Source organism: Amphritea japonica ATCC BAA-1530 (assembly GCF_016592435.1).
GTDB classification, from domain to species: Bacteria; Pseudomonadota; Gammaproteobacteria; order Pseudomonadales; family Balneatricaceae; genus Amphritea; species Amphritea japonica.
The window spans coordinates 481,688-507,648 of sequence record NZ_AP014545.1 but is presented as its reverse complement, the minus strand read 5'-3'; the positions used below and the strand labels follow the sequence as shown (position 1 = coordinate 507,648).

23 protein-coding genes are annotated in these 25,961 nt (G+C 47.7%); 12 read left to right on the top strand and 11 right to left on the bottom strand.

Going from position 1 to position 25,961, the window contains the following annotated elements:
* Nucleotides 1-36: 36 nt before the first annotated feature.
* Nucleotides 37-453 carry a hypothetical protein gene (locus AMJAP_RS02415; RefSeq protein ID WP_019620758.1) on the top strand — a complete coding sequence of 139 codons (417 nt, stop codon included), beginning with the start codon at nt 37-39 and terminating at the stop codon, nt 451-453.
* Here AMJAP_RS02415 and AMJAP_RS02410 read toward each other — a convergent pair.
* The 3 genes from AMJAP_RS02410 to AMJAP_RS02400 form a co-directional block, all read right to left on the bottom strand.
* Nucleotides 439-1,209: a TatD family hydrolase gene (locus tag AMJAP_RS02410; protein WP_019620759.1), complete on the bottom strand. Its 771-nt coding sequence runs from the start codon at nt 1,207-1,209 to the stop codon at nt 439-441. The genes AMJAP_RS02415 and AMJAP_RS02410 overlap by 15 nt on opposite strands.
* Nucleotides 1,210-1,410: 201 nt before the next feature.
* Nucleotides 1,411-2,991, bottom strand: a complete 1,581-nt coding sequence (locus tag AMJAP_RS02405) for a peptide chain release factor 3 (RefSeq protein WP_026339999.1) — start codon at nt 2,989-2,991, stop codon at nt 1,411-1,413.
* A gap of 225 nt (nt 2,992-3,216) precedes the next feature.
* Nucleotides 3,217-3,861, bottom strand: coding sequence for a hypothetical protein (locus tag AMJAP_RS02400; protein WP_019620761.1), 645 nt, complete (start codon nt 3,859-3,861; stop codon nt 3,217-3,219).
* Nucleotides 3,862-4,062: 201 nt separating this feature from the next.
* Here AMJAP_RS02400 and AMJAP_RS02395 point away from each other — a divergent pair, with 201 nt between their 5' ends.
* Nucleotides 4,063-5,337, top strand: coding sequence for an ATP-binding protein (locus AMJAP_RS02395; protein WP_019620762.1), 1,275 nt, complete (start codon nt 4,063-4,065; stop codon nt 5,335-5,337).
* Complete coding sequence (locus AMJAP_RS02390) at nt 5,327-5,881, top strand: response regulator transcription factor (RefSeq protein WP_019620763.1); 555 nt, start codon at nt 5,327-5,329, stop codon at nt 5,879-5,881. The genes AMJAP_RS02395 and AMJAP_RS02390 overlap by 11 nt, the downstream gene beginning before the upstream one ends.
* 8 nt (nt 5,882-5,889) lie before the next feature.
* Here the strand turns inward: AMJAP_RS02390 and AMJAP_RS02385 are convergent, their stop codons facing one another.
* The 4 genes from AMJAP_RS02385 to AMJAP_RS02370 are packed head-to-tail and all read right to left on the bottom strand — an operon-like array spanning nt 5,890 to nt 9,576.
* Entirely contained in the window at nt 5,890-6,558 is a 669-nt protein-coding gene (locus AMJAP_RS02385) for an energy-coupling factor ABC transporter permease (protein WP_019620764.1), read from the bottom strand.
* 31 nt (nt 6,559-6,589) lie between these two features.
* On the bottom strand, nt 6,590-7,060 hold the full coding sequence (gene rimI, locus AMJAP_RS02380) for a ribosomal protein S18-alanine N-acetyltransferase (protein WP_019620765.1): 471 nt from the start codon (nt 7,058-7,060) through the stop codon (nt 6,590-6,592).
* On the bottom strand, nt 7,053-7,991 hold the full coding sequence (locus AMJAP_RS02375; protein WP_019620766.1) for a uracil-DNA glycosylase family protein: 939 nt from the start codon (nt 7,989-7,991) through the stop codon (nt 7,053-7,055). The genes rimI and AMJAP_RS02375 overlap by 8 nt, the downstream gene beginning before the upstream one ends.
* 46 nt (nt 7,992-8,037) lie before the next feature.
* Nucleotides 8,038-9,576: a 2-isopropylmalate synthase gene (locus AMJAP_RS02370; protein ID WP_019620767.1), complete on the bottom strand. Its 1,539-nt coding sequence runs from the start codon at nt 9,574-9,576 to the stop codon at nt 8,038-8,040.
* A 245-nt stretch (nt 9,577-9,821) separates the two neighbouring features.
* Here AMJAP_RS02370 and AMJAP_RS02365 point away from each other — a divergent pair, with 245 nt between their 5' ends.
* From AMJAP_RS02365 to AMJAP_RS02355, 3 genes are all read left to right on the top strand, one after another.
* Nucleotides 9,822-10,979 carry a MalY/PatB family protein gene (locus AMJAP_RS02365; protein ID WP_019620768.1) on the top strand — a complete coding sequence of 386 codons (1,158 nt, stop codon included), beginning with the start codon at nt 9,822-9,824 and terminating at the stop codon, nt 10,977-10,979.
* A 296-nt stretch (nt 10,980-11,275) separates the two neighbouring features.
* Nucleotides 11,276-12,070 carry a substrate-binding domain-containing protein gene (locus AMJAP_RS02360; protein WP_019620769.1) on the top strand — a complete coding sequence of 265 codons (795 nt, stop codon included), beginning with the start codon at nt 11,276-11,278 and terminating at the stop codon, nt 12,068-12,070.
* A 2-nt stretch (nt 12,071-12,072) separates the two neighbouring features.
* Nucleotides 12,073-14,337, top strand: a complete 2,265-nt coding sequence (locus AMJAP_RS02355; RefSeq protein WP_169336938.1) for a putative bifunctional diguanylate cyclase/phosphodiesterase — start codon at nt 12,073-12,075, stop codon at nt 14,335-14,337.
* A 118-nt stretch (nt 14,338-14,455) separates the two neighbouring features.
* Here AMJAP_RS02355 and epmA read toward each other — a convergent pair whose 3' ends face one another.
* Together epmA and efp are read right to left on the bottom strand one after the other, a co-directional pair.
* A complete protein-coding gene (gene epmA, locus AMJAP_RS02350; RefSeq protein ID WP_019620771.1) occupies nt 14,456-15,427 on the bottom strand; it encodes an EF-P lysine aminoacylase EpmA in 972 nt (323 codons plus the stop codon).
* A 250-nt stretch (nt 15,428-15,677) separates the two neighbouring features.
* Complete coding sequence (gene efp, locus AMJAP_RS02345) at nt 15,678-16,241, bottom strand: elongation factor P (protein ID WP_019620772.1); 564 nt, start codon at nt 16,239-16,241, stop codon at nt 15,678-15,680.
* Between the two features lie 109 nt (nt 16,242-16,350).
* Here efp and epmB point away from each other — a divergent pair, with 109 nt between their 5' ends.
* Nucleotides 16,351-17,361, top strand: coding sequence for an EF-P beta-lysylation protein EpmB (epmB, locus tag AMJAP_RS02340; RefSeq protein WP_040404222.1), 1,011 nt, complete (start codon nt 16,351-16,353; stop codon nt 17,359-17,361).
* A 52-nt stretch (nt 17,362-17,413) separates the two neighbouring features.
* Complete coding sequence (locus AMJAP_RS02335; protein WP_019620774.1) at nt 17,414-18,166, top strand: glucosaminidase domain-containing protein; 753 nt, start codon at nt 17,414-17,416, stop codon at nt 18,164-18,166.
* 39 nt (nt 18,167-18,205) lie between these two features.
* On the opposite strand, the gene AMJAP_RS02330 is transcribed toward AMJAP_RS02335, so the two are convergent.
* A complete protein-coding gene (locus tag AMJAP_RS02330; RefSeq protein WP_019620775.1) occupies nt 18,206-21,541 on the bottom strand; it encodes an EAL domain-containing protein in 3,336 nt (1,111 codons plus the stop codon).
* Nucleotides 21,542-22,046: 505 nt separating this feature from the next.
* Here AMJAP_RS02330 and AMJAP_RS02325 point away from each other — a divergent pair.
* Entirely contained in the window at nt 22,047-22,469 is a 423-nt protein-coding gene (locus AMJAP_RS02325; RefSeq protein WP_019620777.1) for a DUF805 domain-containing protein, read from the top strand.
* 77 nt (nt 22,470-22,546) lie between these two features.
* Here AMJAP_RS02325 and AMJAP_RS02320 read toward each other — a convergent pair whose 3' ends face one another.
* Complete coding sequence (locus tag AMJAP_RS02320; protein ID WP_019620778.1) at nt 22,547-22,867, bottom strand: DUF1820 family protein; 321 nt, start codon at nt 22,865-22,867, stop codon at nt 22,547-22,549.
* Between the two features lie 159 nt (nt 22,868-23,026).
* Between AMJAP_RS02320 and miaB the strand changes: the two genes are divergently transcribed.
* The 3 genes from miaB to ybeY are packed head-to-tail and all read left to right on the top strand — an operon-like array spanning nt 23,027 to nt 25,902.
* Complete coding sequence (miaB, locus tag AMJAP_RS02315) at nt 23,027-24,400, top strand: tRNA (N6-isopentenyl adenosine(37)-C2)-methylthiotransferase MiaB (RefSeq protein WP_019620779.1); 1,374 nt, start codon at nt 23,027-23,029, stop codon at nt 24,398-24,400.
* A gap of 45 nt (nt 24,401-24,445) precedes the next feature.
* Entirely contained in the window at nt 24,446-25,447 is a 1,002-nt protein-coding gene (locus tag AMJAP_RS02310; RefSeq protein ID WP_019620780.1) for a PhoH family protein, read from the top strand.
* Entirely contained in the window at nt 25,444-25,902 is a 459-nt protein-coding gene (ybeY, locus tag AMJAP_RS02305) for an rRNA maturation RNase YbeY (RefSeq protein ID WP_019620781.1), read from the top strand. The genes AMJAP_RS02310 and ybeY overlap by 4 nt, the downstream gene beginning before the upstream one ends.
* Nucleotides 25,903-25,961: the final 59 nt, after the last annotated feature.

The following is a 25,961-nucleotide window of genomic DNA, read 5'->3' as shown; positions in this document are numbered from 1 at the left end:
GTGCTTTATTGAAAGTCTAAGACAACAGGAATAGATATGTTCAGAGTGATAACCGCAGCGCTAATAACCCTCGCCCTGACAGGGTGCATGGGCAGCATCCCCGAGCTGCCAGAGCCTACAGACAAAAGTTACTACACAGTCGACCTGAAAGACTTTTCTTACTGCCAGGGAAATGACCAGGACTGTATGAACTTAAGCTCAATTAGTTCCGGCCTCTCATACTTCGGCGCAATCGAAGAGGTTTACGGCCAGCAACTCACTGGGCCAAACTATCGCGGTAATCTGTTACGCATGTTGCTTAAACCAAAAAACGCCGAGTACCCAGTTGAAAAAACAAGTAAAGATGGGCGTTACTACAAAATCCCTGCTAACAAATATACCGAAACTGTCTGGAATACTCTCCTCCGTATTGATACATCACTCTACAGCCCTAAAAACTTACAACAGCCCTAAACACTTAGACGACTGAATCGAAGTTACCTCAATCACGTCAGCCAGTGGCTGTTGTCGAATTTTCGCAACAGCCATAGCAACTTTAACAACTCGCTCGGGATAATTAACCTGCCCCTGGTAGCCCTGCAGTGGCATATCCGGGCTGTCTGTCTCCAACACGAAGCTTTCCAGAGGCAACTCAGCAACCAGCCGTCTCAGCTTCGAGGCTCGCTCATAAGTCACCGAGCCACCAACACCCAGCTTAAACCCCAATTTAAGATACTCTCTGGCTTGTTGCTCACTGCCTGAAAATGCATGCACCAACCCCGCTCTCTCCAGTTTTAACTGGCGCAATTGCTTTAGCAATGGATCATGAGCTTTACGAACATGCAGCAGGACCGGTTTCTGATATTCTTTTGCCAATGCTAATTGAGGGTTCAGTACCGCCAACTGCTGCTGCAGGTTTGCATCGGGAATAAACAGATCAAGTCCGATCTCCCCCACCGCTACAATTTGATCATTATCCTTTAGCGTTGCAGCTAACAGGGCGATATCATCAGCATGATCCCCCTTCAGGAAACAAGGGTGAAGCCCTAACGCAGGATAGAGTCCTGCGTGCCCGGAACACAGATTCAGAACCGCACTCCAGTTATCAACACTAACACCAGGCACAACGAACTTATCAACTCCAGCTTTACGGGCACGTTCGAGTACAGCCTCTATCTCAACAGACAGCTCAGGAAAATCCAGATGACAGTGAGTATCAATTAGTTTCATAAAAACAGTATAAACAGATTGCGATTCAGGTGCTTATATCCAGCAGAGTATAAATTCAATTATGAACATCACCGCTCACGCATATCCCTACACTCATGGCATATCGCACATCTTGTGCATAACCGCTCACGTACATCCTGTACATAAAAAAGCCGGTACTGAGAATTAGCTCGGTACCGGCTTAACAGATCAACTATAGAACTAGTGTTCGCGGGTAGCGCGGAACTGCATATCCGGCCAGCGCTCCTCGGTCAGGCTCAGATTAACCCGGGTAGGCGCCAGATAGGTCAATAGTCCACCGCCATCCAATGCCAGGTTATCGCCACCTTTTCTACGAAACTCTTCTAATTTGCGGTCGTCATCACATTCAACCCAACGAGCAGTAGAAATAGTGACAGGCTCATATAAACACTCAACTTTATACTCATCTTTCAGACGGTATACCACGACTTCAAACTGTAGCTGACCTACCGCACCCAGAATCAAATCATTTTTGTTGATCGGCTGGAAAAGCTGAACGGCGCCCTCTTCTGACAGCTGTTGCAAACCTTTCTGAAGTTGCTTCATTTTCAGTGGATCTTTAGGCCGTACACGACGGAACATTTCCGGCGCAAAGTGCGGAATACCTGTAAATTTCAGATCTTCGCCTTCCGTAAAAGTATCGCCAATCTGAATCGTACCGTGATTGTGCAGGCCGATAATATCGCCAGACCAGGCTTCCTCAACATTAGAACGATCACCTGCCAGAAAGGTTACTGCATCCGCAATCTTTACATCTTTCTTGATCCGCACATGGCGCATTTTCATGCCCCGGGTATAACTACCGGAGCAGACACGCATAAACGCGATTCGGTCACGGTGCTTAGGGTCCATATTGGCCTGAATCTTAAAGACAAAGCCAGAAAACTTCTCTTCATCTACCGCTACAGAACGGCTCAGCGTCTCCCGGGCAATCGGAGAAGGGGCGAGCTCCACGAAGCCGTCCAACATCTCACGAACACCAAAGTTAGACAGCGCTGTACCAAAGTAAACCGGTGTCTGCCGACCTGCAAGATACTCTGTCTGATCATATTCGTGGCTGGCACCACGTACCAGTTCAACTTCTTCAACGAAATCATCATACAGGTCACCCAGTAGCTCCTGAGCTTCTGGGCTTTCTAGCCCTTTAACCTGAATATCCTCTGAAATCACGCTGCCCTGACCAGGGGTGAAAACATGAATAGTATCGGTATAAAGGTTATATACCCCACGAAAATCCTTACCCATACTGATCGGCCAGGTGATCGGCGCAGCAGCGATCTTTAATACTTCTTCAATCTCATCCAACAGATCAATCGGATCACGGATATCCCGGTCCATCTTGTTAACAAACGACAGGATCGGCGTATCCCGCAGCCGGCAAACTTCCATCAGTTTAATGGTTCGAGCCTCGACACCCTTAGCGCCATCAACCACCATCAAAGCGGAGTCAACTGCTGTCAGTGTACGGTAAGTATCTTCCGAGAAATCCTCGTGTCCCGGTGTATCCAGCAGATTTACAATCCGACCATTATGGGGAAACTGCATCACTGATGAAGTTACGGAAATACCCCGCTCCTTCTCCATACTCATCCAGTCAGAAGTAGCGTGGCGATCAGATTTCTTGCCCTTAACAGTACCGGCCTTCTGAATCAGGTTTCCGAACAACAACAACTTTTCGGTAATGGTAGTTTTACCCGCATCCGGGTGGGAGATGATAGCGAAAGTTCGACGGGTCGAAACTTCCTGTGAGATGCTAGACATAGAGATCCGGTTTTTTTGAAAAGGGCCCTGCCAGTAACCGGCAATGGCCAAGAATAATATATTGGGCGCTATTTTCGCCGATCAGCCTTCAATCCACAACCGAAAGCTCCTTTTCCGATCCCTATTCAACAATAAACTTGTCAATTGCGCCATGCCATCCGGTCGTATAGCCATCTCTTGATCCGCTTATGCCACCCCCCAACCATTTCAAGCATGAAAGCCACCTCATTTTGAAAACTTCCAGGGTTTGTCATCAGGAACATATAAGCTCACTCTCTTGATACAACGCGGGAAAATATCCGTTGCCTCAGAAAACAGGACATCCCGCCCCTGAGAAATTTTTCGGGTATAAAGTGGAATGGTCCAACCGTAAAACAGCGCATGACAAACCTGGGTTTTCTGAGCACCTGCAATATCCACTTCATGCCAATTGCACTTATAACCCGCGATTTCCCGAACAGGGTCTCCCTCTGATAGCAACTTATAGGAAACCGAACTCTTTATACCTGACACATGTAACCGTACACGCGCCATATTATTCTGATACGTATAGACAGCCTCGTTGGTTTCCCACTGCTCTTTACGATACGGGTTATATAGTATTTCACCACGACGCCTGGCCTGGACATCCAACTGTTCCCCGACTTCTTCAATATAATGGGTATCCATTGACGCGATAACTGTCCGGCGCCCCTTCATATCGGGCTGTTCATTAATTAATCGCGTAAAAATATGGTCGTAAGAGATGACATACGCGGGCACTTCATCTACCCCGCAACTCAAGTCAGCCTGCCCCTGGGCGTAACTGTTAGAGCCCCCCATCGGAGACAGTAAAGAGAGAAACAATGTTAACAGCGTACTACGTTCCATAATCAGATCCGATTAAGGTCTCAGCATTTAATTAATCATTCATAATGATTGTCAGACTGAGAGCAGGTCGTATAAGGTGACGCAAAAATATCAAAGAAGCGCTTCTGCTTTCAAGCATTAAGGTAATAATGGTGCGACAATCTGCCACATCCATGATACATCTCTCTTGGTTATAATTTCGCTTTCTGCCAAGCTAACGATATGAACTACACCAGCGATACCCGCCATCAGCTACTGCAACTCAGTTATATCCGTACGGTCACCATTTTTGGCCAGAGCGGATTACTGCTGTACCTCTATCTGGGGTTGCATGTCAGCCTCAATTTCTGGCTGATTTCATTTGCTCTGATAGCGATGGCACTACTTAACTTGCTGTCGTTTACGCGACTCCGCTCGCCCCTGCCGCTGACTCAGCTTGAATTTTTCTTTCAATTAGTCGCTGATATCGCCTTTTATGTATGTCTGCTCTACCAGGTTGGGGGGGTCGGGAATCCCTTCTCAGCGTTACTGCTCATCCCGCTGATTATCAGCGCAACATCGCTACCTAAACAATTCACCTGGGCTACCGGGTTGCTGGTCACTATCAGTTACTCTGTGTTGATGCGGTACTTTATTCCTATCAACCTACCGGATACTGGACATCAGCATCAATCCACGGCATTACTCAATCTCCATTTGGCAGGCATGTGGGTCAATTTCATTCTGACTGCAGCACTGATTACCTGGTTTGTCGTCAATATCAGAGAGAGCCTGCAACGTCAGGAACTGAAACTAAACCGCACCCGGGAACTGAATCTTCGTAATCAGCAATTGTTATCGCTGGCAACGATGGCTGCAGGCACTGCCCATGAGATAGGAACGCCCCTGGCCACGATGCGCGTCGTCCTGCATGAGATGCAGCTGGATCACAGCGATAATCAGGATCTACTGGAAGATATTGAATTACTGCAGTCCCAGGTTGAAAACTGCACTGACCGCTTGAAGCATCTGGCAGAATCAGTAAAACAGGAGCAAAAAGATGCTCGACCACTCCCTGCAGAGCTTTTTTTCGGGGAGATATTGGACCGCTGGCTACTGTTACGGCCCACCGCTACCTTTAGCCCCCCGGTGATTGAGCTCAATAATGAGGCGTATATTCTTAGCTCTATCCCTCTACAGCAGGCTTTTCTTAATTTACTTAACAATGCCGCCGACGCCTCCAGCGAACCTCTGCAGATTAAGTTAACCTCAGATCTGCAGCAAATTCTCTTTACTATCCGGGATCAAGGCCCCGGGATACCGCTGGAACAAGCTGAAAAACTAGGTAGCCCTTTCATTACCACGAAAGGAAAGGGGCTGGGCATCGGACTATTCCTCACTGCGTCCGCGCTTGACAGTTACGGTGGTGAAGTCCGATTATTTAATCACCCGGAGGGCGGTACCCTGACCGAAGTTACACTGCCTATCATCAAGGAGTCTCAAACTGATGGACACTAATAACGACGCCAGGCTTAAGTTTCTGATTGTCGATGATGACGAAACCTTTTCCCGGGTACTGAGTAAAGCCATTAAAAGACGTGGCTACGAAACAGCGATTGCCAGTTCTGCCGAACAAGCCGTGAGCCTATTAGAAGATTTCACACCGGATCTGGCAACGCTGGATCTTAAAATGGGGGGAGCCTCTGGCATCACGTTGGTACCCAGATTAACAGCTCTCAATCCCGCTATTAAAATTCTGATTCTGACCGGCTACGCGAGTATCTCGACAGCTGTAGAAGCCATTAAACTGGGCGCTACCGATTATCTCGCAAAACCCGCCGATACCGATCAGATCCTGTCTAAACTGCAAGCAACAGATGCAGATCCGGCTATAGATATCGCGGACAAACCGATGTCGGTAGGGCGACTCGAATGGGAACACATTCAAAAAGTACTCACAGAGCATGAGGGGAATATTTCTGCCACTGCTCGAGCGCTAGGGATGCACCGAAGAACCCTACAGCGAAAATTGCAAAAACGACCGGTTAGAGAGGAACACTGATACGGTTATTATTGATCATCGATATATTTTTTAGCATCGAACGTGCGAATCCAATCAGGATAAAAAACCATCATTCCGGTCATAATAATGCCGTTCAACAGCCCCTCAGGAAACATAATCAATGGTAATATCTGGATATATTCCTGATAAATTTTCTCACCACTGTAGACATCACTGATCCAGAGAAGAAAACTCATGCTCAGCCCGCCACAAAGCGTTGCCACCCCGGCGCCCAGAAATGCACAAAGAAGCAGATAGATAAAAAAGTTGGCGGGCAGTCTGGCTTCAACCAACCGCAGAACTCCATAGCTTACCAATGCGGGTATCACGACGGTACATAGCCCGTTTATAGCAAACCCATTCCAGCTTTCGTTCCCAAATAGTGTTGTACCGAGCAGCGCCAGACTCGCTGAAAGAATCGCAAGGTCCCAGCCAAACATCAGTGTCAGTACAGTGACTCCGAGAAAGTGAATCCCCAACCCAGGAGAGATCCCCGCGCGCATTTGCCACAGCAGCATCAAACCAACAGTCGTACCAAGAAACAGGTGCTGGAGTTGTCGACTACTAAATAGGGTCGACCAGGGGGCGAACCAGAGCGCCACACCAAGCAGCACAAAATAACCCACCTGGGCAAACCAGAACCAAAAGCCACTGATCAGATCGATCGTTAAACTCATATCGGAACCCGTATATGAGACTCTGCTGATACTACTCCGCTAAAGACTCGTTAAGATTGTTACAGCTCATTAGAACAGCATCTTCCCGACCAGTTGCGGTCGGATAATAGCCTTTTCTTACACCATCTTGTTGATAACCCAGGCGTCGATAAAGGCTTATCGCTGGCGCATTTGAGCTGCGCACTTCGAGCATATTTCGAACAATACCCCGTTGCTGTAGTTGTTGATGGGCAAATTGAAGCACACGGCCTGCCAATCCTCGCCCCCGCAAATCCGTGCGTACAGCTATCTGCAGTAACTCAGCTTCATCTAATACCGTTGATAGCATGGCAAAACAGCCTAACTGCCCATCCTGCCATAGCCCAACAGATAAACAACGTGCACTTACTATATACGAGTGTAGCTGACTATCGGACCATGGCGGGTTAAAGCAGTTGGCTTCCAGCTCAGCAAGCGCGGGCAGATCATCAACGGTCAGCTGGCGCAGGAGAGCATCATTCATCAATGATAAAGGTCTGTTGCAGATGATCCAGCAACGGTTGAAGGTCACTCCAGACCTCTCGCTTACAGCCCGGCAACATCATCATCTCCGTCAGGCTTGCACTGGCCAGCGTTTTGACATCGGAGCGCAGGCTGAACAGCATCCCTCTCAGCTGCTCTAACGATTCCTCTCGTTCAAGCACCATCTGAGCAGCTGATTCACCCAGTAGCAGCACCGTTTTAACCGCGTTTTTCTCTAAGCTTTTCTTCAGTTTATGCTGCACCGTAAGGCGTGCCTGCTCCGCACCCTGATCCAGTGATTTGCTGGCAAACATCGGCCAGGGAAGCGTGTAATAATCAGTCGCACTTCCGCCAACAAACCCGATAGAGCGAAGAATTTTATCTAACAAAATCTGATGATGAGCATCCGCCTGAGCGCTTCCTTGCCGGGTTGCAGAAGATACCGGCGGCAGCGAATCAATAACCAGACAGTCCTGATAAGCCATAAACGCCAATTTAAAGGGCGATTGCTCAGTCTGCTCTGCCGGTTCAGGCAGATCAATCGCTACCACCTCCGGCTGGGCCACAACGGCCAACCCTTCGACCACCTCAGCGACTGGCTTAGGGGCTGACTCCGGCGAGCGAACCGGTTGTGGCGTACTAGCAGCAGGGGTCGCTGCCGCTTTTTCTGGTACGGTCTTTCTGGCCGGGGCATCAAAACTAGCGCTCAGTTCAGCCCGGGCTTGCTTCGCCGCAATGGCTCGATCAGCAGGATTAACGAAGGAAGCGGTCGCTGTCTTGCCTTTCTCTGATGATTGAGAAGACTCATCTTCAGGCCAACAGTATTCCCAAACCCAATCGGGCGTCGGTCGGGCACCGGGTAACTGACGACGCGGCAACCAGCTGACAATGCCCATCGTTTCCAGATACTGATGTCGCAGTGACTGCTCCATATACTGTTGCCCTTTAGTTAACGTATGAGCCTAATTGAAACGCTACTCACACTTGTGGATGTGCTTTCTCTTCAGTAGATTCAAGCATGTTCAGTGCATGAATATAAGCCTTAGCCGACGCAATGATGATATCGGTGTCCGCTCCCAGGCCATTGACGATCCGGCCTCCCTTCTCTAGCCTCACTGTCACCTCACCCTGAGAATCGGTACCACTGGTAATCGCATTTACCGAATAAAGCTCCAGTGATGCACCTGACTGAACAATCGATTCAATCGCTTTAAACGCAGCATCAACCGGGCCGCTACCATCTGCTTCTGAAGTCTGCTCCACATCATTCATGGAAACCGTCACTTTCGCTAACGGCGTTTCTCCTGTCTGCGAAGTCACCGACAAGCTGCTCAGCATAAATTTCTCATAGTGTGAAGCACGGGTATCGCTGACCAGCGCCTGCAGATCTTCATCAAAGATCTCATGTTTCTTATCCGCCAGATCTTTAAATCGAGCGAACGCAGTATTCAGCTCAGCATCTGATTCAAATGTTGTACCCAGCTCTTCCAAACGAGCACGGAAAGCACTACGTCCCGAGTGTTTGCCCATTACCATCTTGTTTGCGTTCCAGCCAACATCCTGAGCGGTCATAATTTCGTAGGTTTCACGGTGTTTCAGTACACCATCCTGATGAATCCCGGACTCATGAGCAAAAGCATTAGCGCCAACAATAGCCTTATTAGGCTGTACCGGGAAACCGGTCACACTGGAAACCAGTCGGGATGCTGGGACGATCTGAGTGGTATCGATACCGGTATGCAGCCCTAACACATCCTGACGGGTGCGCAGTGCCATCACAACCTCTTCCAGCGACGCGTTGCCTGCGCGCTCTCCCAGGCCGTTAATCGTACACTCTACCTGCCGCGCGCCAAAGCTCACCGCCGATAGCGAGTTAGCAACCGCCAGACCGAGATCATTATGGCAGTGAACTGAGAAAATGGCCTTGTCAGCGTTTGGAATCCGCTCCAGCAACTGCTTAATAGTAAAACCGAACTCTTCCGGCACCGCATAGCCAACAGTATCCGGAATATTAATAGTACGGGCACCTGCATCGATCACTTTCTCAATAATCCGACACATAAAATCCAGCTCTGAACGGCTTGCATCTTCCAGTGAGAATTCCACATCACTGACCAGATTACGCGCCCGCTTAACCGCATAGACCGCCTGCTCCACTACTTTGTCAGGATCCATCTGCAGTTTATATTTCATATGAATTGGCGAAGTTGCGATAAAGGTATGAATACGACCAGAACTGGCATTCACCAGCGCTTCACCTGCACGGTCTATATCGGCATCCAGTGCACGGGAAAGCGAGCAGATGGTACTGTCCTGAATCGTATCGGCGATCGACTTAACCGATTCAAAATCACCCGGTGAAGCAATAGCAAAACCAGCTTCGATAACATCAACCCGCATCTTTTCTAGCTGTTTAGCAATGCGCAGTTTCTCTTCACGGGTCATGGATGCGCCGGGGCTCTGCTCACCATCACGCAAGGTAGTATCAAAAATTATTACACGATTATTATCGGTCATGACCGGACTCCAGAAACTGATTGGCTGACACTGCTTTGGTGTCGCTAAAAGACTGTGATGATTTGCCGAAAACGAGCGCGGCAGGTGAACAACTATCCGTCAATAAAGAACAAAAAACATCTGATATTATGACGATAGCCGCTATATTATCTATTATCGCCTAATATAACTTCCTGATGGCTATTTGCAACTCAATGACGTACAAATATCTGTCTCTTAGCCGCTAAATTAAAGGGATTCAGCGAATGAATAGTGATCGCTTCGATCAACCGATCGACCGCCACACCACCTCCAGTCAGAAATGGGAAAAATACCGAGACACCGATATTCTGCCTATGTGGGTGGCTGATACGGATTTTATGGCACCCGCTGCCGTAATCGAAGCGCTACAGACCAGAGTAGACCATGGCATCTTTGGCTATACCAATACGCCGGCCGAACTCAATCAATTGATTATCGAACGAATGCAAGCGCAATACCACTGGACGATTCAGGCCGATTGGTTAGTCTGGTTACCCGGACTGGTGTGCGGGCTCAATCTTGCCTGCCGCAGTGTAGGAGTTAGCCAGGACGAAGTGGCTACCGCTAAACCGGTCTACCCACCCTTTATGTCAGCTCCACGACTCTCTGATAGAAGACTGATTAGCATTCCGATGGTTGAACACGAGCAACGCTGGGTGATCGACTTTGAGGCTCTTGAGCAAGCCATTACCAACACCACCTCTCTGCTGCTGTTCTGCAACCCCCATAACCCTGGCGGTACCGTTTATACACGAGCTGAGCTTGAGAAACTAAGCGATATTTGTCTAAAACATGATCTGGCCGTCTGCTCTGATGAAATTCACTGTGACCTGATTCTGGAACCAGGACGCCAACATATTCCGCTGGCATCACTGAACACTGACATTGCAGCAAAATCGATCACGCTCATGGCGCCCAGCAAGACATTCAACATCGCAGGATTGGGTTGCTCTTTCGCTATAATCCCCGATGCAGCGCTGCGCAAACAGTTTCAGCAAGTCCGAAAGGGAATAGTGCCCGACGTCAATCTGCTTGGTTATACCGCCACCCTGGCCGCCTATAAAGAAGGGGAAGACTGGCACCAACAACAACTGGACTACCTCAAGGGCAACCGGGACTACCTGGTCAAAGAGATCAATCAAATCCCCGGATTAAAACTCAATCAGGTGGAAGCCACTTACCTGGCCTGGATCGATGTATCCGCCGCTAAACTGGAAAACCCCGCCCACTTTTTTGAACAAGCGGGGGTGGGTATGTCACCGGGCAGAGATTTCGGTGATGACCGTTTTATGCGGCTAAATTTCGGTTGCACCCGAAGCATGGTTGTTGAAGCAGTCGATAGAATTCGCCGGGCGATGTTGAGTCACTTACCCGGGGGGTAGTTTCGCAGCAGTGACACTTAAAAAAAGAATCGAGGCTACTTCGCTGATTCTTAGTCCCGCTAAAAACGCTAACCAGGCCACCGCTTAAAAAAATCAGTAGAATATTCAAACAAAACAATCAATACAACTCAATGAAAAAAAAGAGCTAAATGAAAAAAACATACTAATTTTGGGTACATCTCTGTATGTTTTCATCATTTTATTGCCTATGATTAAACAGTAAGGAGTCCATAGGAAAGAATTGAGCGCAAAGGACCTGTTCACTGGCTCCATTAATTCTTAATGAGCGGTCTATCATGCTGAAAACATTGGCCTTCACTCTTTTGTGCCTGACGGTACTGCCTCTCAGTGCTGCAGAATCTATTATTATTGGCGGCTCAGGTGCCGATCTGGAAACATTCAGAATTTTATCCCGCCAGTTTAGCCAACAACATCCGAACATCAGAATAAAAATACTACCCAGTATCGGCAGCGGAGGCGCCGTCAGAGGCGTGTCTTCGCAGCGTGTAGATATTGGCCTGATGTCACGCCCTTTAAGCCAGAAGGAAGCACTCCTGGGTCTACATTCACTTCATTATGCAAATACTGCGTTAATTTTTATTACGAATAAAAACCAACCAATTACTAATGTTACCCTGAAAGAATTGCAGGGTATCTACAATGGGCATAATCCAGTGGGCGGGCTCAAGCCTGTGTTACGGCCTCATTCAGACTCAGACACCCTGCTTCTTCAAGAAAACCTACCTGAGCTTATACCGGCAATGAACAACGCCTTTAGCCGCACGGGAATCCCTATCGGAATCACCGATCAGACCACCGTCCAGATGGTGAGGGATATTGATCGGGTTATTTCAACATCAACACTGTCTCTGGTGCTTTCTGAAAAACAAGATCTGAATGTACTCAGCCTTAATGGTGTTACCCCCACAGTAGAAACGATAGGTAATGGCAGCTACCCACTTTGTAAGAAATTATTCATGTTGCATGATGGCCAGTTAAATAATGACGAGCGATTATTCATCAACTTCATAAACTCGGCTGAAGGGCAGGCTATTCTCACCGACACAGGCCACCAACCCGTAGACTTATGACTATGATTCAATTGCCGTTCACTAAAAGATTAGAAAATCTGCCCTCACAGTTAAAACGCTTAAGTATGCTGTTTTCGTTAACTATTGCGATATTGCCGCCAATAGGCTACTGGAATATTGCAAGCAAATACAAAGCCACTCAACTTGCAGAACATGCGGAGCAGGCAGCCCATGCAGTGTCTAAATTGGTGTTTATTAATCCCGATGCCTGGGATTTACAATTTCATCATTTAGGACATATCGTAGAACAATACCGGCCACGAACAATTGAGACAAGGATTCATGTGAAGGACCTAAATGGAGAGCACCTCCTGCTGTCCGAGTCACATAGTCATTACGACTGGCCTATATCAGGCAGCGCCGAAATTAAAAATAATACCCTGACCGTCGGCCATGTCACTATTGAATCCAGCCAAGTACCTTTATTACTCAAGACACTGATGGTCTCTGCTCTCTGCCTGATTGTTGCGACTGGGTTTCTGATTTTCATCAATCGTACTTCAATCAGGGGAATCAATAGAGCCTCATCGGAAATAAACCGAATTCATACTGAATTACAGCAACAACGAACTTACCTCGATAGCATTCTCCGCTCAACCGAAAATGTCGCGATCATTGCTACCGATAGTGACTGGAATATCCAATATTACAACGACACTACTACACGGTTATTAACCCCTGCAGCATCATCACTAACAGGGCTGCCACTTTTCAAGCTACACGCGGACTTATGGAGAAATATCCAGATCGTCCAAATGAATAAACACGCAGTAAGCGATAACAACACGATGTCTTTCATCTTTACTGAGGTAAAACAGGGACACACACACCACCTCCAAGTGCATTTATATGAGATAGCCGAGGGGGACAGTCCGCCGTCTGGGTACACCCTGCTCTGTTCTGATATAACAGAACAGCGAGATGCGGCTGCTATGATAGAGCGCCAGGCTACGTATGACAGCCTGACTGATCTGCCAAACCGACGATTATTTCTGGAGCAACTCGAAAGAGCACTTGCCAGTGGATACCGTCATCAATATCTGGGAGCGGTTCTATTTCTCGACATAGATAACTTTAAAAACATCAATGATTCTCTGGGACACGCCATCGGAGACTTACTGTTGCAGCAAGTCGCCCTGCGACTGCAGTCTGGCATACGAAAGGAAGATATTGTTGCACGACTAGGTGGCGATGAGTTTGTCGTACTGTTACAAGAAATATCATCCGACGAGAACGAAGCAATTAAACTGACGCAGCTGTTTGCTGAAAAGCTCGGCAAAACACTTGCCGTACCTTATGTCGTTAGGCAACACACTTTGCATATCACTTCCAGCATAGGTATCTCAGTCTTCCCCGGCAGCCCATCAGACCAACCGGGCGATATTATGCGCCAGGCAGATACCGCCATGTACCAGGCGAAAGACGCTGGCCGCAACACCTTAAGACTTTTCCTGCCCAGCATGCAGCACGTAGCAAATGAGCGATTAAAAACCCTGAACGATCTACGTAAAGGCATTGAGCACTCTGAGTTCATCACTTTCTATCAGCCCCAATATGACCAGAATGGTTGCATGGTTGGAGCTGAAGCCTTATTACGCTGGCAACATCCTCAAAAAGGTCTGATCTCACCAGACAATTTCATCCCGCTCGCTGAGGAAAGCGGTTTAATCATAGAGCTGGGGGCCGTCGTGTTAGAAACAGCTCTAAGCAATTTATACAGCTGGATAGACTCAAAACAAGCACCATTATCCTTTCAAATTTCAGTGAATATAAGCCCACTTCAGTTCCTGCAGGATAGCTTTGTACTAAAGATTAAAGAAGCACTGAAGAATACCAGTATTGCTCCGTCAAACTTAACACTTGAGATTACCGAAAGTGTATTGCTTGATAATGCAAAGTTAGCGATGGAAAAAATTCATGCCCTCAGAGATTTCGGTGTGCAATTTTCAATTGATGACTTCGGCACCGGATACTCCTCACTTGCGTATCTTAAACAACTATCAATTGATGAAGTAAAAATTGACCGATCATTTGTCCGGGACATTTTAATAGATGATAGCGATGCAGCCCTGGTTGAAACTGTTATAAACCTAACCTCTCGCTTACGACTTGACTCTGTTGCTGAAGGAGTTGAAACCGCAGCCCAATTTTCATTCCTGAAAAACCTGGGCTGCACCCGATATCAAGGTTACCTCTTCAGCAAGCCTTTACCGTTACATGAGTTCAAAGCATTGTTACTGTCGCAGAAAAATCTAATGTCGGCATGAGGCAAGCCCCTGAAAAACAACAGAACTCTCTAGAGGCCGCTTGAATACTCCCCCGAGTAAATTTCACAACGACTTCAGGCAGCGCATTAGTCATGCTGCTGTGATTAAGCCTCAGTTTTTAAGCCCTGTTAAAAGGCAAAGCGATCACATCACTGATCTGCTCGGTTCCCAGCGCCAGCATAACCAATCGATCCAGCCCCATAGCGACACCGGCACACTCAGGCATCCCGTTTTCCAAAGCGTCCACCAGCAGATTGTCTGTTGGCCGCATTGGCAGGCCTTCACTCTTTCGCTGGTCGATATCCTTATCAAAACGGCGAGCCTGCTCAGCCGCATCCGTTAACTCAAAGTAACCGTTCGCCAATTCAATTCCCGCCACAAAAAACTCAAACCGACAAGCAACCGGCTGACCTTCACTATTTGTCATTACTTTTGAAAGAGCAGCCTGACTCGCGGGATAGTCATAAACAAAAACACCGCCCCGGTCCACCAGTTGCGGTTCGATCACATGGGACATCAAGAGATTCAGCCAGTTATCCCGGTTGTCATCTTCCATTTCCAGTTCGATATGCTGGCGGGTAACTGTGGCAAGCTCTGTCGCTGTGACAGTGTAAGGATCAATCTGCAAATACTGTTTGAACAGATCACCGTAACTTATGCGCTGACAGGCTGTCAGTCCCAGTAGCGGTGTAACCAGCGCTTCAACCTCATCCATCAAACGGTGATGGTCAAAGCCAGGGCGATACCATTCCAGCATCGAAAATTCAGGATTATGACGTTTACCATATTCCCCATTACGAAACGCTTTACAGATCTGGTAGATCGCGCCACTGCCGGACGCAAGCAAACGCTTCATAGCATATTCAGGTGAGCTTTGCAGATAGCGTGGTTGCTCCTGCTGGCCCGGTAACGGATGGTAACGACATTCGATAGTATCGATATAGGGATCACTGACGGCAGCAGAGGTCATCAGAGGCGTTTCCACTTCAAATACCCCATGCTCTGCAAAGAAGCCCCTAATTTGAGTATAAATAGCTGCCCGCCTGCGCAGATTTTCAACCGACGCTGTCGCTTTCCACAACTCACTCATCGATACCACCTATAAAAATAATTCGCCGCTCTTGTGCGTCCACGGACCCACTGCATACCGTGCATCCTGTACATAAAAAATGGCAGCCGTAGCTGCCATTTAAAATATTAGAAAATTGAATTAAATGCGTGATGAGCGCAGTGAGAACAAGGCTTAAACCGGTGAGCACGCGGAATTAAGTTGCCTTAATGAGCATTGCGAACCGGTTTAAAACGCAGTTATCACAAGCGCAATAGCATTTAATCAATTTTTAAGCGCGGGAAACGTACTCCCCTGTCCGCGTATCAATCTTCAACACCTCACCCTGCTCAATAAACAGCGGAACACGCACTACAGCACCTGACTGAAGAGTCGCCGGCTTAGAACCACCCTGTGCCGTATCGCCTTTCAGGCCTGGATCAGTTTCAGTCACTTCCAGTTCGACAAAGTTAGGCGGTGTAATTGAGATAGGATTGTTATTCCAGAGTGTAACCAGGCACTTATCCTGCTCTTTCAGCCACTGATGCGCATCGCCAATCGCCGTTTTATCCGCCGCTACCTGATCAAAGCTCTGTGGATCCATGAAGTGCCACATCTCTCCGTCACAGTAGAGATACTCCATATCCGTATCCATAACATCCGCGCCTTCAGCCGTCTCATTCGACTTAAAGGTACGCTCCCAGGTACGGCCCGTAATCAGGTTCTTCAGCTTTACCCGGGTGAAAGCCTGGCCTTTACCAGGTTTAACGAATTCAACATCTACCATAGAGCATGGATCACCTTCGATCATCACTTTCAGGCCGTTCTTAAACTGGTTCGATGGGTAATTTGCCATAACACTCTCGAAATAAATTATAATTTGGTGAACTGTAGCCACCGCAAAATTGACACACATTCTACTTGAAAGGAGAATGCGAGCAAATTTTCCGCGAAAATATTCCTATATGAACTCAACTATCAAGCTGCCAGACTCTTGGCAAACACTCCTCAGCCAGACTTTGAAGCGTCCGGAAGAGTTGTTTAGCTACCTACAGCTTCCCGATTCATTATTGGATGATGCCAACCGCGCAAGTCTCGAATTCGCAATGCGTGTCCCCCTGCCCTGGTTAGATCGCATTGAGAAAGGCAATCTCGATGATCCGCTTTTACGCCAGATCCTGCCCCTGGGTGATGAATTGGACACAGTCCCGGGCTTTACTAACGACCCATTAGAGGAGATGAGCAGCAATCCTGTCGAAGGCCTTATCCATAAATACAAAGGACGGGTTTTAGTCGTACTGACCGGTGCCTGTGCGATTAACTGCCGCTATTGCTTTCGCAGACACTTTCCCTACGCTGAAAACCGCCTAGGCCCCGAACAGTGGCAAAAGATCCTGGATTACATCACCGCTGACACAAGCATCACTGAAGTTATCTTTTCAGGAGGTGATCCACTGGTGTCGAGCGATACCCGGCTGACCCAACTGCTTAACGACCTGCAAAAGATCCCCCACCTGACCCGTTTACGCATTCATAGCCGTCTGCCAGTCGTGCTGCCCCAGCGAGTAACCGAGTCTCTCACGACGCTGCTCAGTCAGACTCGATTCAACATTGTCACTGTGATCCATAGCAACCATCCACAGGAGTTAGATCCTTCCGTGGCTAAGGCCGTTAAACAACTAAGTCAGGCGGGGGTTACCGTCCTGAATCAGGCCGTACTGCTGCGGGGTGTTAACGACAGTGTTGAAGTGCTTCAAGCGTTAAGTGAAAAGTTGTTCAGCATCGGTGTACTTCCCTATTACCTGTTCACCTTTGACCCAGTAAAAGGTGCGGCTCATTTCGACGTTCCTGATGATGAAGCCAAGCAGATCATTAGCCAATTGCAGAACCTGCTACCGGGCTATCTGGTTCCTAAACTTGCCAGGGAGATCCCTGGCCAGGGAAGTAAAACCCTGTTAATTCCTAACCAGGAGTAGCCTGCTGATGTATCCGCAATTTCAGAGATTCCTATTATTCGTGGCCCTCTTAATGTTTGGCTTCGGAGCCTTGATCCAGATTGCGGATCAACGAAAGTCATCTGCGACAGCTGTCATATACAAATCACTGCACTCCCCTGCGGATATCATTCCCCTTAGCAACCCGGTAATACCCGTTGCTTATACTTCAGTTATCTCGTTAAAAGCACTACCGGTAAATGAAAAGAAAGAGCGGTTCATTGCCCTGCTGCTGCCTGCCATTCTGATTAGCAAAGCAAAACTGAAAGAACAGAAAAACCAACTCAACCAGATGCTGGCTAAATCACAACTAAGCGCTACCGATCAGGCGTGGCTAAACCAAAAGTTATCGGCATACCGGGTCGACTCAACCACAAAACTGAGTCAACGCATGATAGAACTACCCAACAGCCTGATTCTGGCACAAGCGGCCATTGAAACAGGCTGGGGCAGCTCTCGCTTTTTTATTCAGGCGCTGAATATTTTTGGCGTCTGGTCTTTTGATCCGACAGAAAAAAGAATCATGGCTCGTCAGCAACGCGAGGGAAAACCGGTTTATCTGAAACGTTATGACTCACTACTGGGCGCTATAGATGACTATCAATTAACACTGGGAAAAGGCAGTGCCTATCGCGCGCTTCGAGCAGCAACGCAACAGACCCAAAACAGTCTCCAACTGTTACAACATCTGGGTCGTTACAGTGAGTTAGGAGACATTTATATACAAAGACTGAATACCGTCATTCGACAAAACAATTTACGCCAATATGACGACTATCAACTCTGAAAATCATCTATATTGCTTTCACCTGAACAGGCTGACAGGCTAACGATCATCCTCGCCACTTACTTGCTGCAGTAACAGGTCCAGTGGCTCAGGAAGACCTAAACCATAGCCCTGCCCATAATCCACACCGATCTCACGTAGCAAAGCTGTTATTTCATCATTCTCAACAAACTCAGCAATGGTAGTCTTTCCCATTACCTGGCCAATATCATTAATCGACTTAACCATCGCCAGATCAAGCTGATCATCCAGAATACCTTTAACAAACTGGCCGTCAATTTTCAGATTGTCGACGGGGAGGTTCTTCAGGTAGGCAAACGACGATAAACCACTCCCAAAATCATCCAGAGAGAACTGACAACCATACGCCTTCAATGCATTAATAAATCGCTGAGCTTCTGACAGATTAGCAATGGCAGAGGTTTCAGTAATCTCGAACTTAACTTTATAAGGTAACAAGGACGAATCATCCAGATGGGTAATAATTGCCTGTTTCAGACTCGGATCCCCCAGACTCCCACCGGATAGGTTAATCGCACAGCAACCAAAATACTGGCTGAACTGGGTAAAGTTTCGTTCCAACCAGGCAAATGCATGCTCCACCACCCATTGATCTATCTGTCCAGACAGCTGATAGCGTTCTGCTGCTGGAAGAAAAGCACCGGGCGGCACAATAGTTCCATCCCTGCTTTTCATCCGCAGTAGTATTTCAACATCCGGTTTAAGCTGTGAATTTTGTAACGGGACAATCAGCTGTCCATAAAGAACGAAGCGATTTTCATCCAGCGCTGAGTTGATTTCCGAAACCCACTTCATCTCCCCTTCCCGCTGAGCCAACATTTCGTTGCCTACTGAATACAGGTGAACCCGGTTACGGCCAGAATCTTTCGCCGTATAGCAGGCAGAATCCGCATGTTTCATAATCTCAGTCATACCGGCGGAATGCTCATTAATTTCAACGACTCCGATACTCACACCAATACTGAATACCTGCTGTTCCCAACAAAACTTAAACTGAGCAATAGTATCCCGCACACCTTCAGCCACTACCCAGGCTTTATCCATTGGGCAGTTATGTAACAAAATGCCGAACTCATCCCCCCCTAGCCGGGCCAATGTATCATTCGATCTCACCCGTTCCTGCAGCAGGGCCGCAACCTGTCGTAACAGTTCATCGCCTGCGACATGCCCGGAAGTATCATTAACCACCTTAAACTGATCAAGGTCGAGAAAACAAAATGCATGACTCACCCCTGGGCGGCACTGAGTTTTCAACAACGTATCAAGACGAACTTCAAATTCTCGGCGATTAACTAATGCGGTTAGCTGATCATGACTGGCCTGATAACTGATCTGCTCTGAAATCAATCTATTCTCAGTAATATCCTGAAGCGTGACGACATAATGAGTCAGTTCATCTTCCAGATTATAAATCGGGGCAATGCTGACCTGCGCCCAATAAAAATCACCTGACTTTTTACGATTAACTATTTCTCCACGCCAAACCTGCTTATTGCTAAGCTCTGGCCACACATCCTGATAGGACGTTTCTCCGGTACGCTCATAGTGCAGGATTTCTATATTCTGGCCTATGACATCTTCTGCACTGAACCCCGTCTCCTCTGTAAACTTAGGACTGGAATACTCAATCTCTCCATCGGTGCGAGTAATAAGCACCATATTAGGACTAAATTCGACGGCTTTAGATACTTTACGCAGCTCTTGTTCAGCGCGTCTGCGCTCCTCAATTTCATATTGCAACGACGCAGTTTTTTCACCAACCAACTGTCGTACCCTGAGCGTCCGGCCAGTCAGAGACAGTAACCAGCCCCCCAATAACGCGGTAAACACCATCCCTGCCAGCAAAATAATCCAGCTACTCCATTGGATAAACGACAAGTAAAACTCAGGTTTCGTGGTGTAATTAAACTGATAGGTCCGACCACCGATAACATATTCGGCGGACCTTGCAAGCATGTTATAAGTTGAAGCAGCAGGATCTGCAGAACTGAAAATCAACTCTTCAGACTCTGTAATATCCAGCAGCTCAATATTGATATGAGAAGCCAGACCCTCTCGACTTTCCAGCACCGAGTTTAAAAAATCCCCCATGCGATAGACGGCAGCAACCAGACCCTCACTCGACAAGCCATAATCGACTCCCCCGTGATTAACTTGCAGATAAGCAACAACCCCCCTTTGTTCTCCAGATTCCTGAACCAACCTGACCGGGGCCGTAAAAGCGATCCCATCCGTTTGTCGAGCGATAGACACCGCATTACTGGCAACAGGATGACTCGCGACGTTAAAGCCTAAAGCCCGCTCATTCCCGACATAAGGCTCAATATAAGTAACCGGATAATAAAACTGACGTTGCACCGCAGCCTGGAAAAAGCCATCTACATCTCTTTCAATTATTTTCCGTGCCACTCCTGAATGGTTTGCTTCATACTTAGCACGAGCACTATGGGGAAGTCGGGGAATCCATTCCAGCGCCTGAATTTCAGGGTATCGGGACAAGGTATGCTGTGTAAAAGCGGAAAACTCAGCATTATTAACATTCACACTGCTGATAAAAAAACTACGGAGCGAATGGAGTACTTCAACCCCTGCATTTAACCTTTCTTCGAAATGCGTATGTAGCATCTCTGCCTGCCGATTAAACTGAACTGTGCGTTGTTGTGATTCATGGTTTTTAGTGACGATAAATAAAGCGATGATTACAACCAGCACTCCTCCCATCGGCAAACCAACCGCCAGTCTACGGGTATAGAGAGTACTTTGTTTACTAGCAAACAGAGCCAACAACATGGGTACCATTACGATGGCGCCAATAGTGTCTCCAACCCACCAGGTCACCCAACTTACCAGGTAGTCCCCCCAGCCAATAATGCCAAATAATAAAAAAGAGGTGGTCGCTAACAGACTTGCGACAAAAGATGCCAGCGGCCCAATAATAAGCAGAAACAGCGCTATCTCTTTATCGTCAATCAGGGAAGGAAATCCTCCCAACAAACGACGCACCAGCCAGACGGCTCCCGCCGCTTGCAGTACCGCAGCGATACTCAGAAGAAACATCAATAATAGAGACCGAACCAAACTGACAGCGCTCTCTGGGTCCAGCCAGCTGTTGGCATAAAGCATCATCAGGGCGGCAAACAGCCCAAAACAGGCACGATAGCCTCGCAGTAGAATAGCGGTGATAGATACACCCGCAGCAGGCCATACCGCTGATGCCTCACTCGGTTGAATCGACAACCAGGTAATCGAGAAATGAGCCAAAGCCAGATACGCAAGACCCGGTAAAAGGTGCGTATAGAACCCCTCTAGAAAGACATTTTTAGAGGCTATATGAGCTGGCAGTTTTGGCGACATATAAGGCTAAGTACTCTGATAATTAGGATAAAAAGAAGCTCCTTAACAATTTACGCGAAAATATTAGCAATAGTCACCTCGAATTACCCAATTTGCAGATTAACTTACCTCAACCCATTATCAAAACCTCAGGACAAGAAGGAATGTAGCTACCATGAAGACGATTGATAGCTTGCGATAAACTATCGGGATCAGGATCAAGCTGCTTACATATGCTTTTTTAATAAAGCGATATAATCATGTTTTTTTATACTGACAGGCAACCTATTGCTAACAGCTGTAAAACGAATTTCGCCCTGAGAGCCCTGTTTTATAAAAGCGGCCATAACTCTGATCTCAATCACTTGTACTGCCTTGACCCTGAATCTGATTTTGCTACTGTTTCCCTCGCTATCAACAGATATGCTCCATCACTTCATATCCGATTTAATCCGGTCACTTTAACCTGGTTAAGGCTCACCATTTGTTATTCAGGATAGATCTACTATTAAAAAAGGACTTTACAATGAACACCGATATTTATGCTTCACCACAGGCGATGCTAGAGGACGAATCTGCAGCCATCGTCCCGCTCACCACAAAACAACTCTTATTTTCATTTCAGGGACGGATTGGTCGTAAGGCATTCTGGCTTACAACGCTGATAGCAACACTCGTAGCAAGTGTAATTGTAGGGGCTCTTTTCACCGGGTTATCCTACACCGAAATAAGCGCTGAAGGATTGATCTTTATCCTGGCAGTACTTTATATACCCATGATATGGGTCGGGTTGGCGATACAAGTAAAGCGCTGGCATGACCGAAATAAGTCAGCCTGGTGGATTCTCATTATGTTCGTGCCTGTTATCGGCCCTATATGGGCGTTTATTGAAACAGGTTTTTTAGCGGGGTCTCCTGCAGCTAACGACTTCGGTTCTCCCAGCGCTTAACGTTAAAAATGCGCGACACCCGCCTTATTACATCGCAGGTTCGCGCATTATTTTTTCTGACGTAGTTGCCGCTCCAATCAAATGCGAGGGCGCGGAGGCATTACTGGAAACTGTGTAACGGTTCCCTTAGCTTCAGTAATCTTAGCAACACCTTCATGCTTTACTTCATCAATACGAATAATCGCCTGCATCGGGATATAACTACGTTCTACCTCTTCAAACTGCTTTTTTAATTTCTCTTCGGAGGGATCTACTAACATTGCACTTTGACTGCCAAAAACAAAATTTTCGACCTCTAAAAAGCCCCAGAGATCACTCTGATAGACATTATGAGCATAGATTTCGTAGACTTCATTTTGATTTAGGAATTTAATTCGATAGATGGGTTCACTTGCCATTCTTCAAAGCACTCAGGTAGGTTTGACTGCCTGCTATATGGGGTTATTTTGTATGATTACAAGTCATACAGATACCTAGTTAAAAACTATGATCCCAGAAGACCTTAAAGTATAATTTCCGCCCTTTTACTTTTCCTAAGATTTGAAGACAGGTGTGCAATGGCCAAGAAGCTATTCATTAAAACCCACGGTTGCCAGATGAACGAGTACGATTCCGCCCGCATGGCAGATCTACTGGGCGAAAGCCATGAACTTGAGCTTACCGATAACCAGGATGACGCCGATGTGCTGCTCCTGAACACCTGTTCGATCCGCGAAAAGGCTCAGGAGAAAGTATTCCATCAGCTGGGACGCTGGCGCAAACTCAAAGCGAACAACCCCAGCCTTAAGATCGGTGTGGGTGGCTGCGTTGCATCTCAGGAAGGCGACGCTATTCTTAAGCGCGCCCCCTATGTAGATATGATCTTCGGACCACAGACTCTTCACCGTCTGCCTGAGATGATCGACATTACCAATGCCGGCACACAGAAAAAAGGCATTGTCGATATCAGCTTCCCTGAAATCGAAAAGTTCGATCACCTTCCAGCGCCCCGTGTTGAAGGGGCTGAAGCCTTTGTTTCCATCATGGAAGGCTGCAGTAAATATTGTACATTCTGCGTGGTTCCCTATACCCGGGGTGAAGAGGTCAGTCGGCCGCTAGACGATGTTATTACCGAAGCGGTTGAACTGTCTGAGCAGGGTGTTCGTGAGATTCACCTGTTGGGCCAGAACGTCAACGCCTATCGCGGCGCAACACATGATGATGACATTGCCGACCTGGCGGAGCTGATTCGCTGCGTCGCCCAGATCGATGGCATCGACCGGATACGCTTCACCACCTCTCATCCTGTTGAGTTTACCGATAGTCTGATAGAAGCCTATCGCGATGTGCCTGAGTTGGTTAGCTTCCTGCATCTACCGGTACAGAGCGGTTCAGACCGCATTCTGAATGCGATGAAGCGGGGTCATATGGCCCTGGAATATAAAGCCCTGATTCGGAAGATTCGAGCAGCACGCCCCGATATCACCCTATCTTCGGACTTTATTATCGGTTTTCCAGGCGAAACGGATGCCGAATTTGAAGCAACCATGAATCTGATCGCAGAAATCGGCTTTGATAACTCTTACAGTTTTATCTACAGCCGTCGTCCAGGCACACCGGCAGCAGACCTGCCCGATAATATTTCTGAAGAAACAAAAAAACAGCGCCTGAGCATCCTTCAGGACCGCATCACCCAGCAAGCTATGCAGATCAGCCGTCGTATGCTCGATTCTGTACAGCGCATCCTGGTAACCGACTACTCAAAGAAGGATCCAGGCAAACTACAAGGACGGACCGAGAACAACCGGGTAGTCAACTTTCGTTGTGATAATCCCGACATGATCGGCCACTTTGTCGATGTCCGCATCGCAGAAGTTTACGCCAATTCACTTGTGGGCGAACTGGTGGGGTCTGAACTGGACGGTACACTGGCACAGAATGATGCTAAATAAGCCGTTAATCTATACTTGTCAGCATCTCTATCTAAGGATCAATTTTTGAACACAGCGCAAACCCTAAAGCTTTCACTGGAACCGGACAGCCCTCAGCACCTGTCTAGCCTCTGCGGCCAGCTCGATGAGCATCTACGGCTGATAGAGCAGCGACTGGGCATCGAAATCAGCAACCGGGGTAACAACTTTCAGTTGGCCGGCAAAGCAGATCTGATCCGTGCCGGTGCTAAGATGCTGGAACAACTCTATGAGGATGTGCAACAGGGCGAGCCGGTAACACCGGACCTGATTCACCTTCTGTTGCAACAGTCCGGCGTCGAACAACTGTCTGGCGGCGAACCTGCAGCGCCTGTTTATCAGGCCGACATCACCATTCAGACCCGTAAAGCTCAGATTCGCCCACGCGGCCCCAATCAGCAAAGCTATGTTCGTACCATACTGACCCACGATATCAATTTTGGTATCGGCCCTGCCGGTACCGGCAAAACCTATCTGGCGGTTGCCTGTGCTTGTGAAGCCCTTGAACGGGAAGAGGTGAGCCGGATATTATTGGTTCGCCCGGCAGTTGAAGCAGGTGAAAAGCTCGGTTTTCTACCCGGCGACCTGAGCCAGAAAGTAGACCCTTACCTGCGTCCACTCTACGATGCGTTATATGAAATGCTTGGTATTGAGCGGGTCAGCAAACTTATCGAACGAAATATAATTGAGGTTGCCCCGCTAGCTTATATGCGGGGTCGGACCCTGAATGGGTCGTTCGTTATTCTTGATGAAAGCCAGAATACCACCCGCGAACAGATGAAAATGTTCCTCACCCGAATTGGTTTTGGCTCAACAGCAGTTATCACTGGCGACACCACCCAGATTGATCTGCCAAAAGGCGTTCGTTCCGGACTAATCCATGCCAGTGAAGTTCTGAAAGAGATCAAAGGGATCGGCTTTACCCATTTCACCTCCAAAGATGTGGTGCGCCACCCTCTGGTTGGACACATTGTCGATGCCTATGATCGGTATGAAAAACAGCAGCCCTCTCAACAGGATAAACGATGAACTATTTTGTTGATCGCCAATGCCAGATTGAAGATACCGAGCTTCCTTCTGAAGCCCAGCTAACTGAATGGGTTAGCGCCGTTCTGGCAGGTCGCTTGGACGCCGCTGAACTTTCAATCCGTATTGTTTCTCCTGCAGAGAGCCAGGCGCTAAATAATCAATACCGTGGTAAGGACAAACCAACCAATGTGCTGTCATTTCCCTTTGAGATGCCGGAGGGTATTGAGCTTGATCTGCTGGGTGATCTGGTCATCTGTGCCGACGTTGTTTCCAATGAATCTATTGAACAAAACAAACCCCTTTTCAACCACTGGTGCCATATGGTTATACATGGGGTCTTGCATCTGTTGGGATTCGACCATATAAATAACCTTGAAGCAGACGAGATGGAACAGCTGGAGCGGGAAATTCTCGCCAGTTTAGCGATTCCTGATCCCTATTTATTGAACGAATAGCGCTGACAACTTTATAGATTTGCCGACCCAATACGTCAGCAATCGCACAAACGGAGCAC